The organism is Nocardioides jiangsuensis (assembly GCF_019679455.1).
GTDB classification, from domain to species: Bacteria; Actinomycetota; Actinomycetes; order Propionibacteriales; family Nocardioidaceae; genus Nocardioides_C; species Nocardioides_C jiangsuensis.
In genome coordinates this window covers 1,510,670-1,525,795 of sequence record NZ_JAIEZQ010000002.1, presented here as the reverse complement: position 1 = coordinate 1,525,795, position 15,126 = coordinate 1,510,670, and the positions used below count along the sequence as shown (strand labels likewise).

General features: G+C 73.4%; 12 protein-coding genes. 1 reads left to right on the top strand and 11 read right to left on the bottom strand.

Going from position 1 to position 15,126, the window contains the following annotated elements; genetic code table 11:
- Positions 1-52: 52 nt before the first annotated feature.
- The gene (locus K1X13_RS15685) at positions 53-1,036 is read right to left on the bottom strand and encodes a GNAT family N-acetyltransferase (RefSeq protein WP_221025935.1); all 984 of its coding nucleotides are present in this window, start codon (positions 1,034-1,036) and stop codon (positions 53-55) included.
- A gap of 82 nt (positions 1,037-1,118) precedes the next feature.
- Between K1X13_RS15685 and K1X13_RS15680 the strand changes: the two genes are divergently transcribed.
- On the top strand, positions 1,119-2,063 hold the full coding sequence (locus tag K1X13_RS15680) for an aldose 1-epimerase family protein (protein WP_221025934.1): 945 nt from the start codon (positions 1,119-1,121) through the stop codon (positions 2,061-2,063).
- A 36-nt stretch (positions 2,064-2,099) separates the two neighbouring features.
- Here the strand turns inward: K1X13_RS15680 and bar are convergent, their stop codons facing one another.
- The 10 genes from bar to K1X13_RS19755 all read right to left on the bottom strand — a co-directional run bounded on the left by bar (position 2,100) and on the right by K1X13_RS19755 (position 15,112).
- Positions 2,100-3,242: a barbiturase gene (bar, locus tag K1X13_RS15675; RefSeq protein ID WP_221025933.1), complete on the bottom strand. Its 1,143-nt coding sequence runs from the start codon at positions 3,240-3,242 to the stop codon at positions 2,100-2,102.
- Positions 3,243-3,322: 80 nt separating this feature from the next.
- The gene (locus K1X13_RS15670) at positions 3,323-4,258 is read right to left on the bottom strand and encodes a carbamate kinase (RefSeq protein WP_221025932.1); all 936 of its coding nucleotides are present in this window, start codon (positions 4,256-4,258) and stop codon (positions 3,323-3,325) included.
- Entirely contained in the window at positions 4,255-4,977 is a 723-nt protein-coding gene (locus tag K1X13_RS15665; protein WP_221025931.1) for an SDR family NAD(P)-dependent oxidoreductase, read from the bottom strand. Before K1X13_RS15665 ends, K1X13_RS15670 begins: the two co-directional genes overlap by 4 nt.
- Positions 4,974-6,872, bottom strand: a complete 1,899-nt coding sequence (locus K1X13_RS15660) for a hydantoinase B/oxoprolinase family protein (RefSeq protein WP_221025930.1) — start codon at positions 6,870-6,872, stop codon at positions 4,974-4,976. The genes K1X13_RS15665 and K1X13_RS15660 overlap by 4 nt, the downstream gene beginning before the upstream one ends.
- Complete coding sequence (locus K1X13_RS15655) at positions 6,869-8,977, bottom strand: hydantoinase/oxoprolinase family protein (RefSeq protein ID WP_221025929.1); 2,109 nt, start codon at positions 8,975-8,977, stop codon at positions 6,869-6,871. The genes K1X13_RS15660 and K1X13_RS15655 overlap by 4 nt, the downstream gene beginning before the upstream one ends.
- Positions 8,974-10,398: an amidase gene (locus K1X13_RS15650; RefSeq protein ID WP_221025928.1), complete on the bottom strand. Its 1,425-nt coding sequence runs from the start codon at positions 10,396-10,398 to the stop codon at positions 8,974-8,976. Before K1X13_RS15650 ends, K1X13_RS15655 begins: the two co-directional genes overlap by 4 nt.
- Positions 10,395-11,228, bottom strand: a complete 834-nt coding sequence (locus K1X13_RS15645; RefSeq protein ID WP_221025927.1) for an SRPBCC family protein — start codon at positions 11,226-11,228, stop codon at positions 10,395-10,397. Before K1X13_RS15645 ends, K1X13_RS15650 begins: the two co-directional genes overlap by 4 nt.
- Before the next feature lie 133 nt (positions 11,229-11,361).
- Positions 11,362-13,737 carry an aerobic carbon-monoxide dehydrogenase large subunit gene (gene cutA / locus K1X13_RS15640; RefSeq protein WP_221025926.1) on the bottom strand — a complete coding sequence of 792 codons (2,376 nt, stop codon included), beginning with the start codon at positions 13,735-13,737 and terminating at the stop codon, positions 11,362-11,364.
- Complete coding sequence (locus K1X13_RS15635) at positions 13,734-14,228, bottom strand: (2Fe-2S)-binding protein (protein WP_221025925.1); 495 nt, start codon at positions 14,226-14,228, stop codon at positions 13,734-13,736. The genes cutA and K1X13_RS15635 overlap by 4 nt, the downstream gene beginning before the upstream one ends.
- Positions 14,228-15,112 (bottom strand): FAD binding domain-containing protein, encoded by an 885-nt coding sequence (locus tag K1X13_RS19755; RefSeq protein ID WP_221025924.1) that lies wholly within the window; start codon positions 15,110-15,112, stop codon positions 14,228-14,230. The genes K1X13_RS15635 and K1X13_RS19755 overlap by 1 nt, the downstream gene beginning before the upstream one ends.
- Positions 15,113-15,126 lie beyond the last annotated feature (14 nt).

The window sequence follows — 15,126 nt, the reverse complement described above, 5'->3', positions numbered from 1 at the left end:
CCGCGTCCCTCTCCTTCCCTGCGCCGCCGCCCGTCCGGCGGCAGTTCGACGCTCAGCGTAGTCCACCCGGCTCGACGGTCAGCGCGTAGTCGGTCCTGCGCGTCTCCACCTCGAACCCCGCCCTCCGGTACACGCCCAGGGCACCCGTGGGGTTCTCCGAGTCCACGTCGAGGGAGGCCTCGTCGTACCCCGCGTCGCGGTAGGCGTGGAGGCCGTGGCCCAGCAGCGTGCTCGCGATCCCCCGCCCCCGGTACTCGCGCAGCGTGCCGACCTTGCCGACGTACGCCTCGCGTCGCCCGGTCGCGGTGAAGTACGCGTCGTACTCGTTGGTCTGGACGTACGCCACGATCCGGTCGTCCTGCTCCGGGTCGACCACCAGGTAGCTGAGCCCGGGCCGGAAGCTCCGGCTGTCGGTGACCCACTGCTTCCACATCGTGTCCGTCCACGGCGTGAAGTTGGGGTGGTCCAGGAAGGCGGTGTTGTGCGCCTCCTTCATGGCCTCGGCCCGCGAGTCGTCGTACCGCTCGATGCGCAGCCCGTCGGCGAGCGGCGCCACCTCGGGGACGGCGCCCAGGTCGGCGCGCATCACGAAGCTCCACCGCTCCGGCAGCAGGCCGATGCCGGCGAGGAGCGACTCCTGCGCGGTGTCGCTCGACAGCCCGCTCAGGATGAGCATGGCCGGCAGGTCGGGGTGCCGCTCGGCGTGCGCGGCGAGGGCCCGGTCCCTCATGGCGGTGGCCATCAGCGTGCCGATCCCTTGCCCCCGGCGGTCGGGCCGGGTGGCCGCGTCCAACGAGATCTTGTGGTACTCCTCGCCCGCGGAGCGCGGGTAGACGCAGAAGTAGGCGACCAGGTCGTCGCCGTCGAAGGCGCCCACGAGGTCCTTGCCGAGCTCGATGTCCGGGTTGGACATCTCCTCCTCGAGGTCGTCCTCGTTGTAGTGCTCCCCCGTGTGGTCGACGCTCTCGACCGCGGCGAGCAGCCGGTTCCAGGCGGGGATGTCGGAGCGGTCGAGGCCGCGCAGCGTCACGTTCACGGGCCGAGACTAGGGGCGCGGCCCGGCACGGCGCAGCCGATTTTCGTGGCAGGGTGTGCGCACGCGAGAGAGGGAGTGGACCATGGTCGCGCCGAGCGGCGAGCAGTTCGAGATCACCGGAGGTGGCTACCGCGCGGTGGTCACCGAGTGCGGCGCGGGCCTGCGCCTCCTCGAGTACGACGGGCGCCCCGTGGTCGCGGGCTACCCGGAGGACGAGCACGCCTCGGCCGGCCGCGGGCAGCTGCTGCTGCCGTGGCCCAACCGGATCGAGGACGGTCGCTACACGTTCGGCGGCCGCGAGCTCCAGCTGCCCCTGTCGGAGGTGCGCCGCAACAACGCCAGCCACGGGCTGACCCGGTGGGCGTCGTGGACGCCGGAGGAGCTCAGCCCGAACTCGGTGTCGCTGCTCTACCGGCTGATGGCCCAGCCCGGCTACCCCTGGACCGTGGATCTCCACGTGGTCTACGACCTGTCCGCCGACGGGCTGACGGTGACCGTCACCGCCTCGAACCTGAGCACCTCCCCCGCGCCGTACGCCCAGGGCGCGCACCCCTACCTCACCGTGGCGGACCCCGCCGCGGTCCCGGGGGACGGCGGGGTCATCGACGGGTGGGAGCTGACCGTGCCGGCGTCGACCCGGGAGCTCACCGACGAGAGGATGCTGCCGGCGGGCAGCGAGGACGTCGGCGGGACCGACTACGACTTCCGGGTCGCCCGCCCGCTGCGGAAGATCCGGCTCGACCACGCCTTCACCGACCTGACCCGCGACGGGGAGGGACGAGCCCAGGTCGAGCTGCGCGACCCCCGCGCCGGCCACGCGGTGGCGCTGTGGATGGACGAGGCGCACGGCTGGGTGCAGCTCTACTCCGGCGACGACCTGCCGGCCGGCGCCCGCACGTCGCTCGCGGTCGAGCCGATGACCGCCGGGCCCAACGCGTTCGCCAACGGCGAGGACCTGATCGTCCTCGCCCCGGCGGGCGAGGACGCGGACACCCACACGTCGTCGTGGGGCATCCGCGTCCTCTAGACCGGACCGGCGGGGCCGCGCGGCTGCGGCCGGGCCTCAGCCGCGCGCGGGGGGCACGTAGCCGGTCGGGTCCTCCCCGAGGTCGACGATCGCGGCCACCGGGCCGCCGCCGTCGGGGCCCTGGTGCGCCGCCGAGACCGAGACGAAGACCGCGGGGTCGCCGGTGACCGCGGCGGTCACCCCGCCCACGGCCGCCTTGATCTGCCGGTGCCAGTGCACGTCCGAGTCGTCGAGCATCGCGTTGCGCCGGCCGTGCACCTCGCCGTCCTGGCTGACCTCGCACTTGAGGAACACGTTGACCAGGCGGCCCTGCAGGTCGGTGTGGTGCGGACGCTCGGGCAGGTCGAGCCCGGCGTCCTTGACCGCCGCCCAGATGCCGTCCTGGTCGAGGGCGTCCTGCATCACCGAGTGACCGATCCGGTACCGGCCGCCGACGCCCCGGGCGTTGCCGACCACGACCACCTGGGCCTGGTCGAGCTCGACGCCGCTGGAGCAGGAGGCGACGCTGGAGTACAGCGACCGGTCGTGCATCACCTGCTCGTCGGTGGGCATGTCGATCTCGCCGAGCGCGACGGCGATGCCCAGCGCCGTGCACCCGTTGGAGAGGTCCATCGACTCGTGGGTGTGCTCGGTCCACACCGTCTTGCCGCGACTCTTGGCGTCACGGATCGTGTGGATCGTCAGCAGCGGCGTCTTGGTCTGCACGTAGTGGACGTCGGCGGTGTCGGTGATGCCCGCCTTCTCCATGGCCACGCGCACCGCGTCGGCGACCTTCTCCACCATCGCCACGCGGCCGATGTCCTCGGGCAGCAGCTTCTCGCTCATCGCGAAGCCGACCGTGAGCCGGGGCTCGTCGGTGGCCGGCGCGGCCCCTGCCGGGACGGTCGCGAAGATCGTCGCGTGCGGGCTGAGCACGCCGTCGGTGCCGCCCGACCACACGATCGGGACCTGGTTCACCTCCTCCGCGCTGCGGGTGCCCTTGGCGACCAGCACCTCGCGGAACGCCCGGTCGGCGATGATCCGGGTGTAGTCGTTGACGCCCCCGTTGCCCTCGGTCTTGCCGATCACCGCGACCACCCGGTCGGCGTCGAGGACGCCCCGGTCCACGAGGTCGGCGAGGCCGCTGGCGTCGGACACGTTCAGGATCGGGACCTTGCGGACCTCGACTGGCTCTGGCATCGCTTGCGCTCCTTCTCGGGTGGTGCTGCTCGGGTGGTGCTGCTCGGGTGGTGCTTCGGACGGGGGTGCGGTGCTCCGGCTCAGCCGGGAGTGACGACGGTCCCGGCGCGGCCGGCGACCGCGTCGACGATGTGGTCGAGGTTGCTGATCACGGCCCGGGTGCCGCCGGCCTCGACGAACCGGCAGACCGCGTCGACCTTGGGGGCCATCGAGCCGCTGGCGAAGTGCCCCTCGGCGGCGAGCGCCCGCAGCCGCGCGACGGTGACCCCGCCGAGCGGCTCCGCCTCGGGGGTCCCGAAGCGGAGCACGGCATGGGGTACGTCGGTGGCGACCACGAGCACGTCGGCGTGCACCGACCGGGCCAGCAGCGCCGCGCCGAGGTCCTTGTCGATCACCGCCTCGACACCGGCCAGGCCGCCGTCGGCGCCGCGCACCACGGGGATCCCGCCGCCGCCGTTGGCGACCACCACGAACCCGGCGCCGACCAGCGCGTCGATCGCGGTCGCGTCGACGATCTCGAGCGGCTCGGGCGAGGCGACGACCCGGCGCCAGCCGCGCTCCCCGCGGTCCTCCCAGGTCTCCCCGTGCTCGACCAGGACGACGGCCTCCTCCTTCGGCAGGTACCGCCCGATCGGCTTGGTGGGGCGCACGAACCCGGGGTCCTGGGGGTCCACCCGGGTGCGGGTGACCAGGGTGGCCGAGCGCCGGTCCACGCCGCGCGCCCGGAGCGCGGCGTCGAGGGCGTTCATCAGCACGAAGCCCAACGTGGCCTGGGTCTGGGCGCCGCACCAGTCGAGCGGCACCGGCGGCACCACGGCCGCGGCGATCTCGTTCTTGACCAGCAGGTTCCCCACCTGGGGGCCGTTGCCGTGGGTGACCACGACGTCCATCCCCCGGGCGACCAGGTCCGCGACGCCGCGCATCGCGACCTCGGCCGCGGCGATCTGGTCCTCGGGACGCGCCCGCCCGTCCGGGGAGGTCATCGCGTTCCCGCCCAGGGCGAGCAGCACCCTCATCGCGCACCTGCCACGCGCAGGGTCGCACCGATCGCGTAGGGGCAGGCGTCGGACACCAGCCAGGCCACCGCCTCGGCGACCTCCTCGGGCTCGCCGACCCGGCCGAGCGGCACCTGGGGGCCCAGCCGCTCCAGCCGGCCGGGGTCGCCGGCGTCGGCGTGGATGCCGGTGCGGACGATCCCGGGTGCGACGCCCACGACCCGGATGCCGCGGGGCGCGACCTCCTGGGCGAGGCCGTGCGTCAGCGCGTCCACGCCCGCCTTCGCGGCGGCGTAGTGGACGTACTCGTGTGGCGCGCCCCGCGTGGCGGCCGCGGAGGAGACGTTGACCAGCACGCCCCCACGGTCGAGCAGCTGGACGGCCCGGCGGGCGACCAGGATCGCCGCCGTCAGGTTGAGCTCGACGACCCGCCGGACCACGTCGACGGGGGTGTCCGCGAGGTCCCCGAGGTGGAGCGTGGCGCCCGCGTTCGAGACCACCCCGGTCAACCGGCCCTCGGCAGCGGCGAAGAGCGCGTCCACTCCGTCGGGGTCGGTGACGTCGGCGCGCACGGTACGGCAGGCGACGCCCTGGGCCCGGACCTTCGCGGCCGTCGTCTCGGCGGCCTCCGTGTCGCGGTGGTAGCCGAGCACCAGGTCGTGCCCGTCGGCGGCCAGCCGGAGCGCGACCGCGGCACCGATGCCGCGGGTTCCGCCCGTGACCAGCGACAGCCGCCTCACAGCCAGTCCACCTCGGCCGCGGTGGCGCCGGCGGCCAGGGTGGCGTAGCCGGGGCCCCGGTCGAAGAACGGCTCCGCTGGGCGGGACCGGCGCAGCTCCTCGCGCAGCGCGTCGCTCGCGGCTACGTCGACCCGCGGCTCGTCCGCTCCCCCGGCCACCACCACGCCGTAGTCGCGGCGGGCGCCGTCCACCGAGACCTTGCCCCAGAGCACGTCGCGCCGCACCTCGTCGTACGGCCGCGCGAGCGGGTCGCCCCAGCCGCCGCCGCCGGTGGTCCGGATCCGGATCACCTCGCCGGCGCGGACCGGCTCGGCGTCGGCGAGCGCGTCCACCTCCCGCTCGCGCGGGCCGCCGGGGTCCACGGTCACCGAGAACGGCTGACCGGCCTTGCCGCCCTTCACGCCCCAGCAGGCCAGGATGGACCGGTCCGCGATCGACATGAAGTGCGCGTCCTTGAGCATCCGGATCTGCTTCTCGTAGCCGAGACCGCCGCGGTGCCGGCCCGGGCCGCCGCTGTCGACGGCCAGGCCGAGGCGCTCGACGACGAAGGGGAACCGGGACTCGGAGAACTCGGAGGGCAGGTTCCGGGAGTCGGGCACCACGTGGATGGTGTCCTCGCCGTCGGCGTAGTAGCGGCCCCCGGAGCCACCGCCGAGCACCTCTCGCATCAGGTACGGCTCGCCGTCGAAGTCGTCGCCGTACACGCCGGTGTAGCGGATCGTCTCCTGGTCGGCCGGCATCCGGCCGTCCACCGCCTTCGCGACCACGCCGGCGAGCACCCCGAGCAGCCGCAGGATCACGAACGTGCGGGCGTTGGTGGGCGCGGGGAACTCCGGGGTGAGCAGCGTGCCCTTGGGCGGGAAGCGCATCTCGATCAGCGGGACCACGCCCTCGTTGACGTCGAGCTCGGCCATCCGCTCGGGGGTGTCGGCGAGGTTGCGCAGGATCGGCGCGAGCCACTTCTTGAGGAAGTTGCCGTCGGCGTAGTCGCCGCAGTGGTTGATCGGCCCCTTCGCCTGCGGCGCGGTGCCGTGGAAGTCGAGCACGATCCGCTCGCCGTCGGGATCGTCGGCGGAGGTCTTGGTCAGCGTGATCCGCTGGGTGTGCAGCTTCGGGTCCTCGACCCCGTCGTGCTCGGCGTAGTCCTCCCAGGTGTAGGTCCCCTCGGGGATCTTGGAGAGGATCTCGCGGCGGAAGGTCTCGGTGGTCTTGTCCAGCACCGCGTCGAAGCAGGCCTCGACCGTGTCGCGGCCGTACCGCTCGAACAGCTCGGCCATCCGCCGCGCGCCCATCAGGCATGCGGAGCACTCGGCGTCGAGGTCGGCGGCCAGCGAGTCGGGCATCCGCGAGTTGCGGGTCATGATCTTCAGCGCCTGCTCGCACGGCACGCCCTGGTCCCACAGCTTGATCGGCGGGACCATCAGCCCCTCCTCGAAGACGCTGGTGGCGTGGCTGGGCATCGACCCGGGTACGGCGCCGCCGATGTCGTCGTGGTGGCCGAACGCCTGGACGAAGCCGACAACCTCGGGGCCGTTGCCGCTGTCGTGGAAGACCGGGGCGGTCACGCACAGGTCCGGGAGGTGGCCGATCCCGCCCTCGGACAGGTACACGTCGTTGTGGAAGAACACGTCGCCGGGCTTCATGGTCTCGATCGGGTAGTCGCGCACCACCGGGTGCACCAGCGCGGAGTAGGACCGGCCGGTGAGCTTGCGCAGGTTCCGGTCGTGGATGCCGGCCCGGTAGTCGTGCGCGTCCCGGATCATCGGCGAGCGGCTGGTGCGCCCGATGGCGGTCTCGACCTCCATCTCCACCGAGGCGAGGTAGCCCTCGATGATCTCGACGAGGATCGGGTCCGGGGCGGTGCCCGCGTCGGTGAGGCGGTAGGGCTGGCTCATGACGCGGCTCCGTCCGTCGTACGGGTGATGACCAGGTTTCCGTAGCCGTCGACGCGGGCGGTGAAGCCCGGGTGCAGCGGGACGGTGGAGCTGAACTCCTCGAGCACGGCGGGCCCCTCGACCACGTCGCCGGCCCCGAGCCGGGCGCGGTCGTAGACCGGGGCGTCCACCCAGGCGTCGAAGTAGACCTGCCGCGAGCCACGGCGGGCCCGCTCGGCACCGGTGCCGGCGGCGACCGCGCGGACCTCGGGCTTGCGGATCGGGCCGACCCCGGTGACCCGGAGGTTGACCCACTCCACCTCCTGGCGGGGGTCGGTGCGGAAGTCGTAGCCGTACAGCACCGCGTGCTCGTCGTGGAAGGCCCGCGCGACCGCGGCGAACGTCTGCTCGTCCACCGGCCCCTCGGGCACGTCGACGCGCACCTCGTAGGCCTGGCCGTAGTAGCGGACGTCGACCGTGCGGTGGAACACCCGCTCCGCCGCGGGGAAGCCCTCGCGCGCCAGCGCCGCGTCGGCCTTGGCGGCGAGGTCGTCGAAGCCGGCCTGGACCTCGGCGGGCGCCAGCGCGGACGCCCGCGCGACCGCGGTCTGCACGTAGTCGTTGCGCACGTCCACGGTGAGCAGCCCGTAGGCCGACAGGTTGCCGGGGTTGAGCGGGACCAGCACACCGCGCAGGCCGAGCACGTCCACGAGCCGGCAGGCCAGCAGGGAGCCCGAGCCACCGAACGTGACCAGGGTGAAGTCCCGGACGTCGAGGCCGCGGTTGACGGTGATCTGGCGCAGCGCGTTGGCCTGGTTCCACGCGGAGATCTCCAGCACGCCGGTGGCGCACGCCTCCAGCGACAGGCCCAGGTCGAGGGCCAGCTTCTCCAGGCCCGAGCGGGCGGTGTCCCGGTCGAGGGGGACCTCGCCGCCGAGCAGGTGCGGCGGGATCCGGCCGAGCAGCAGGTGCGCGTCGGTGATCGTGGGCTCGACACCCCCGGTCCGGTAGCACATCGGACCCGGGTCCGCGCCGGCCGAGTGCGGGCCGACCTTGAGCGTCCCCTCCGGCGAGATCCAGGCGATGGAGCCACCGCCGGCGCCGACCGTGACCACGTCGATCATCGGGATCTTGCTCGGGTACGCCCCGACGTGGCCCTCCGTGGTGAGCGTCGGCCTGCCGTCCACCACGACGGTCACGTCGGTGGACGTACCGCCGCCGTCGCAGGTGACCACCTGAGGGAAGCCGGCCTTCTCGGCGACCACGGCGGCACCGAGGGCGCCGGCGGCGGGGCCGGAGAGGACGGTCGTGATCGGCTGGTGGACGACCTCCTCGGCGGAGAGGACGCCGCCGTTGGACTTCATCACGTAGAAGGGGATCGCCCGTTGCGCCGAGGCCGAGGTGGTGAACGCGTTCAGGTGGCGGGTGATGTTCTCGACGTAGCGGCGGATGTTGGGCTTCACGGCGGCGTCGACGAGGGTGGTCACGCTGCGCTCGTACTCGCGGTACTCGCGGAGCACCTCGCTGGAGACGGAGACGGTGGCCTCGGGGTGCTCGCGAGCGAGGATGTCGCGCATGGCGCGCTCGTGGGCGTCGTTGGCGTAGGAGTGCAGGAAGCAGACGCCGATCGTGGCGATGCCCTGGTCGCGGAACCAGCGGGCGGCGCGGACGGCGGACTCCTCGTCGAAGGGCCGGATCTCCGTCCCGTCGACGGCCAGGCGGCCGCCGACGGTCTTGACCCGGTGGGCGGGGACGATCCGGTCGGGCTTCACCCAGAAGTAGGAGTTGCCGTAGCCGTCGGGCACGGACTGCCGGGCGATCTCCAGCACGAACTCGTAGCCCTCGGTGGTGATGAAGCCGAGGTTCTGGACCTTGCCCTCGAGCAGCTTGTTCGTGGCGACGGTGGTGCCGTGGCTGACCGCGCTCACCGCCGACCCGTCGAGGCCCAGCGCGTCGAGCACCTTGTGCACCCCGGTCATGAAGCCGACCGCCGGGTCGTGCGGGGTGGACGGCGTCTTGGTGGTGGCCATCTCCCCCGTGTGCTCGTCCACCGCGACGACGTCGGTGAACGTTCCCCCGGTGTCGATCCCGATCCGGATGCGCCGGGGGGCCGGGCTGGTGGTCATGACTGCTCCTGCCTGATGCGGGGACGGCGGTCGCCGTACCGGGTGAGCTGCTCGTAGGCGTGCGCGACCTCCAGCAGCCGGCGCTCCTGGTTCGGGGCCGCGACGATCTGGATGCCGACCGGCCACCCCTCCGGGGTGAAGCCGGCCGGGACGGAGATGGCGGGGCAGCCGGTGACCGTGATCAGGTACGCGGAGCGCATCCAGTCCAGGTACGTCGCCTGCGGCCGGCCGTTGATCGCGGTGGGGTACTCGTCGTCGGCGCTGAACGGCGGCACCTGGCTCACCGGCATCACCAGCACGTCGTAGGACTCGAAGAAGGTGCGCACCCGCTCGGCGAGCCGGGTACGCCGTTCGTAGGCACGCGCCACGTCGGCCCCGGTGAGGTCCGCGCCCGCGCGGATGTTGTCGGCCAGGGACTGCTTGAACGCGTCGGGCCGCTTCGCGAGCAGCGTGCCGAACCGGTGCTGGAACAGCCAGGCGCGGAGGGTGCGGAACACCTCCTCGGCGCCGGCCAGGTCCGGGTGGGTCTGCTCCACGTGCGCGCCGGCGCCGGAGAACACGGCCTCCTGCGCCTGCACGATGCGCGCGACGCCGTGGTCGACGGCGATGACCCCGCCGAGGTCGACCGACATCGCCACCCGCAGGCCCTCGAGGCCTCCCGTGAGCGGTGGGGCGAAGGCGCTCCCCGGGGTCTCCAGCGACATCGGCGCCCGGGTGCTGGGGCCGGCGATCACCGAGAGGAGCAGGGCGAGGTCCTCGACGTTGCGGGCCATGGGGCCGCCCACCGAGGTCAGCTCCCACGCGTTGGTGGTCGGCCAGGTGGGCACGCGTCCGACGCTGGGCCGCAGCCCGACGACGTTGCAGAAGGACGCCGGGTTACGCAGCGACCCGCCCATGTCGCTGCCCTCGGCGAGCGGGACCATGCCGCTCGCCAGGGCGGCCGCGGCGCCGCCGCTGGACCCGCCGGCGGAGCGGCTGAGCGCGTAGGGGTTGCGCGTCGTGCCGAAGATCCGGTTGAAAGTGTGCGAGCCCGCCGCCCACTCCGGCACGTTGGTCTTGCCCACCACCACGACGCCCGCGGCCCGGATCCGCTCGACCACCAGGTCGTCGCGCCGGGACACGTGGTCCTCGCGCAGCGGCGACCCGAACGTGGTCGGCCAGCCGGCGACCTCGTGGGTGTCCTTGAACGCGAACGGCAGCCCGTGCAGCGCCCCGACCGGCTCGCCGCGGGCCAGCCGCTCGTCGGCGGCCAGCGCCTGCTCACGCGCGCGCCGCACGTCGAGGCTGACCACCGCGTTTACGGCCGGGTTGGTCTCCTCGAGCCGCTGCAGGTGCAGCTCGAGGAGCTCCCGCGCCGAGACCTCCTTGGCGGCGACCGCCGCCACCATCTCCCGCGCGGTGCTGTAGTGGTCCAGCGTCATCGCGCGTCATGCCTCCGCCCCGTCAGCCACCCGCCGACGACCGCGCCCGCGAGCGCCGCCACCGCCCCCACCACGACCCCCAACACGAACCCCGGCGCCCCCGCAGGACCCCCGGCCGGAGCCACACCGGCCGGCGGCGTGAACACGGTCCCCACCGGGGCGGAAACGCCGCCACCGAGCGACTGCCCAGACGGAGGAGCGGCCGCGGCGAACGCCGGGCCGGGCGTGGCGCCACCGCCGAGGGGCTGACCCGGCAGAGGCGGGGCTGCCGCGTGGGCCGGGCCAGGCGCGGGGGCGCCGACCGTGGATGGGCCTGGCGGCTGCCCGACGAAGGAGGGCAGCTGGATGGTCGGCGCCCCCGGGCCGGGCACGGCCAGCCCAGCAGCCACCCCCGCAGCCAGCAGGGCGTCGACGTTGTCGAAGAACTCCGCGGCCAGCTTCTTCGACACCCCGGTCAGCATCCGCTGCCCCACCCCGCCGATCATCCCGCCGACGGTGGCGTCGGCGTCGTAGGTCAGCTCGGTGCCGCCCTCGGCGCTCTCCACGAGGGTCACCTGCACGGCGGCGCCGATGGTGCCGGGGGCGCCGGCGCCCTGGGCGCGCATCAGGAAGGACCCGGGCTCCTGGTGCTCGGTCAGGTGCACCTCGCCGTCGTACACGCCCTTGATCGACCCGACGCCGGCGGAGACGGTCATCTTGTAGGAGTACTGGCCGAGCGCCTCGAGCCGCTGGCAGCCGGGGATGGTCTGCACCAGCACGCCGGGGTCGTTGAGCGCGCGCCACACCTCGTGGCGGGGTGCCTGCAGGGTGGTCGAACCCGAAACCTTCATGGTGCCTCCACAACTCCGCCGGCCACGCTCGTGATGGCCTGACACTAGGGACTCAGCGCGGTGCGCCTCAATGGCGAGAATGGCCCAACGGCGGCCGGTTCGTTGGCAACCCACGCCAGGACGGCGGGCCGCGTCAGACGGACCGCCGGGAGCGCAGGTCGAACAGCTCGCTCGGGGAGATCGGCATGCTCCGGATCGGGATCCCCTCGGCGTCCTCGATGGCCGAGGCGATCGCGGCCGAGCCGGGGATCACGCCCGCCTCCCCCGCGCCCTTGACCCCGAGCGGGTTCAGCGGCGACGGGGTCTCGAGGTGGTCGATCTCGATCTCGGGGACCTCGGAGGCGTAAGGCATCAGGAAGTCCATGAACGACGCGTTCAGCAGCTGTCCGTCGGGGCCGTACTCCATCCGCTCGTAGAGCGCGCCGCCGACGCCCTGGGCGACGCCGCCGTGCACCTGGCCCTCGACGATCATCGGGTTGATGATCGTGCCGCAGTCGTGGACCACGCAGTAGCGCAGGATCTTGATGTCCGCGGTGTCCGGGTCGGTCTCCACGACCACCGCGTGCATGCCGTTGGCGAAGGTCGACCGCGGCGGCGAGTAGAAGTCGGTCCCCTCCAGCCCCGGGGCCTCCCCCGGCGCCACAGGCGGCGTGTCCGGGTCGGCAGGCGTGGCGAACTGGGTGGCCCGGGCGGCGGCCTCGTCGAAGGCGTAGCGCAGCGGGTTGGACAGCACCGCGACCGCACCGAGGTCGATCGTCGCGCCGGGTGAGCCCTTGACCTCGACGTGGCCGTCGACGATGTCGAGGTCGTCCACCGACGCCTCGAGCGCCTGGGCGGCGATCCGCAGCGCCTTCTCGCGCACCTTGCGAGCGGTGAGCGCCACCGCACTGCCGCTCATCACCGCGGTGCGCGAGGCGAAGGTGCCCACCGCGTACTTGAACCGCCGGGTGTCCCCCGTGGTGACCCGGATCCGGTCGAAGGGCACGCCGAGCTCGTCGGCGACGATCTGCGCGAGCATGGTCTGGTGGCCCTGCCCCTGGGTGGTCAGGCCGGTGGAGACCACGACGGTGCCGTCGGTCTCGACCCGGACGTGGCCGCCCTCGTAGGGGCCGACCCCGGTGCCCTCGACGTAGCAGGCCAGGCCGATCCCGACCCGGCGCCCCTCGCTGCGGGCCTGCGCCCGGTAGGCCTCGAAGTCGTCCCAGCCGACCAGCTTCGTCAGCTTGTCCAGCGAGGCGGGGAAGTCGCCGGAGTCGTAGACCAGCGGGCGGCCGTCCTGGAAGATCAGCCCGTGGTCGTAGGGCATCTCGTCGGGACGGATGAAGTTCCGCAGCCGCACCTCGGCCCGGTCGAGCCCGAGCGCGTCGGCGATCGCGTCCATCGTGCGCTCCATGACGAAACAGCCCTGCGGGCGGCCGGCCCCGCGGTACGGCGTCACGATCACGGTGTTCGTGTAGAGGCTGGTGAACTCCACCCGGTAGGCGCCCGGCTTGTAGGGGCCGAGGAGCTGGGTGGAGGTGATGATCGGGACGATCAGGCCGTACGGGGTGTACGCCCCGTTGTCGTGCCAGAACCTCACGGACAGCCCGTGCAGCCGCCCCTCGTCGTCGTACCCGACCCGGACGTGGTGCTGCTGCGCGCGCTCGTGGGCGCTGGAGACGAAGTGCTCGCGCCGGTCCTCGGTCCACTTCACCGGGTGCCCGAGGCGTACGGCGGCCCACGGCACGAGCACTTCCTCCGGCCAGGGGTGCACGATCTTCACGCCGAACCCGCCGCCCACGTCGGGGGTGACCACCTCGACCCGGTCCACCGGGAGGCCGAGCTTGGCCGCCACCGCCTGCCGCACGCTGGTGGAGGTCTGCGTGGAGGTGTGCACGAGCAGGGACTCGTCGTCGGAGTCCCAGCGGGCCAGGACACCCTTGCCCTCCATCGGCATGGAGGCGCTGCGCTCGATGGACAGGTCGAGCTCGAGGACGTGGGGGGCGGCGTCGATCGCCGCCTCGGCGTCGCCGGACTCCTGCACCATCACCGCCGCCGCGTTGCCGGGGACGTCGGGGTGCACGAGGTCGGCGGCGGCGCGCGCGGCGTCGATCCCGACCACGGCGGGCAGCGGCTCGTAGTCGACCCGGACCCGGCCGACGACGTCCTCGGCGACGTACCGGTCGACGGCCACCACCATCACGACGGCCTCGCCGACGTAGTTGACCTCGTCGCGCGCCAGGGCGTGCTGGGTCCGGCCGTGGGTCAGCGTGGGGTGCGGGATCAGCAGCGGCAGCGGCTCGCCCATCCGGCCGTCGAGGTCCTGGTAGGTGTAGATCGCGACCAGGCCGTCCACCTCGACCCCCTCGGAGACGTCGATGTCGAGGATCCGGGCGTGGGCGTGCGGGCTGCGGACGAACGCCACCTCGTACGCGTCGTGGCCGAGGTCGTCGAGGTAGCGGCCGTTCCCGGTGACCAGCCGCGGGTCCTCGCTCCGCCTGATCCGGGCGCCGAACAGCTTGGTGGTCACGCTCCCTCCCCCCACTTGATCTCGGCGGCGCGCTGCACGGCGGCCACGATGTTCTGGTAGCCGGTGCACCGGCACAGGTTCCCCGAGATCGCCTCGCGAGCCTCCGCGGCGGTGGGGGCGGGATGGTCCTCGAGGTAGGCGGTGACCGTGGTGATGAACCCCGGGGTGCAGAACCCGCACTGCAGGGCGTGGCACTCCTGGAACGCCTGCTGCACCGGACCCATCCCGCCCTCGGCGTTCCGGCAGCCCTCGACGGTGGTGATCGCGGCGCCCTCCAGGCTGACCGCGAAGACCAGGCAGGAGCGGATGGGCGCGCCGTCGACGAGGACGGTGCAGGCGCCGCACACACCGTGCTCGCAGCCGACGTGGGTGCCGGTCAGCCGCAGGTCGTGGCGCAGCGCGTCGGAGAGCAGCCGCCGGGCGGGGACCTCGAGGTCGTACGGCGCCCCGTTCACCGTGAACGCGACGCGGACCAAGGCCTCGGTGGTCATCAGGATGCTCTCTCGTCTCGGGTGGGGCCGGCGTGCTCGTGCGCCTCGGTCAGGGCCCGTGCGGCCAGCACGTGGGCCAGGTGGCGGCGGTACTCGGCGGTGGCGTGGATGTCGGCCTCGGGGTCGATGGCGGCGTCGAGCAGCCCCGCGAGCCGCTCGGTGTCGAACGCCGTCCCGGTGCCGTGCACGGCGGCGCCGACGTCGACGACGACCGGGACCGGCCCGACGCTGATCAGCGCGACCCGGGCGGTGGTGACCGCGCCGTCGTGGTCGGTGGTGACGAGGGCGGCCACGCCGCACAGCGCGTAGTCGCCGTGCCGGCGTGCCAGCTCCACGAACGCGGACCCGCTGCGCGGCGGCGGGCGGTGGAAGGTGGCCGCGACGGCCAGCTCGCCGGGGCGGAGCGCCGACTCCATCGGCCCGACGAAGAAGTCCGCGGCCGCGACCTCGCGGCTGCCCGCGGTGCTGCGCAGCTCGACGGACCCGCCGAGCAGCGCGAGCACGGCCGGCATCTCCGCGGACGGGTCGGCGTGGACCAGGCTGCCGACCGTAGTACCCCGGTTGCGGATGGTGGGGTGCGCGACGTTGACCAGTCCCTGGCGCAGCAACGGCGCCGCGTCGTACGCCGCCGCGTCCTTCTCGACCCGCGCGTGGCGGGCCGTCGCGCCGACCCGGACCCCGGCCGCGGTGACCGCGACGGTGTCCAGCTCGGGGATGTGGTTGACGTCGACGAGGTGGGCGGGTGCGGCCAGCCTCATCGACATCAGCGGGACCAGGCTCTGCCCTCCCGCGAGGACCTTCCCCTCCTCCCCGAGCGCGCCGAGCAGCTCGACGGCCTCCTCGACGGTGCGAGGCCGGTGGTAGGAGAACGGGGAAGGCTTCACGGGCTTCTTTCTGC

Excerpts from the sequence above, each read along its gene's own strand:
- K1X13_RS15645 (WP_221025927.1), bottom strand. The coding sequence starts at position 11,228 with ATGAAGGTTTCGGGTTCGACCACCCTGCAGGCACCCCGCCACGAGGTG.
- K1X13_RS15655 (WP_221025929.1), bottom strand. The coding sequence starts at position 8,977 with ATGACCACCAGCCCGGCCCCCCGGCGCATCCGGATCGGGATCGACACC.
- K1X13_RS15635 (WP_221025925.1), bottom strand. The coding sequence starts at position 14,228 with ATGACCACCGAGGCCTTGGTCCGCGTCGCGTTCACGGTGAACGGGGCG.
- K1X13_RS15680 (WP_221025934.1), top strand. The coding sequence starts at position 1,119 with ATGGTCGCGCCGAGCGGCGAGCAGTTCGAGATCACCGGAGGTGGCTAC.
- bar (WP_221025933.1), bottom strand. The coding sequence starts at position 3,242 with ATGCCAGAGCCAGTCGAGGTCCGCAAGGTCCCGATCCTGAACGTGTCC.
- K1X13_RS15650 (WP_221025928.1), bottom strand. The coding sequence starts at position 10,398 with ATGACGCTGGACCACTACAGCACCGCGCGGGAGATGGTGGCGGCGGTC.
- K1X13_RS15670 (WP_221025932.1), bottom strand. The coding sequence starts at position 4,258 with ATGAGGGTGCTGCTCGCCCTGGGCGGGAACGCGATGACCTCCCCGGAC.
- K1X13_RS15660 (WP_221025930.1), bottom strand. The coding sequence starts at position 6,872 with ATGAGCCAGCCCTACCGCCTCACCGACGCGGGCACCGCCCCGGACCCG.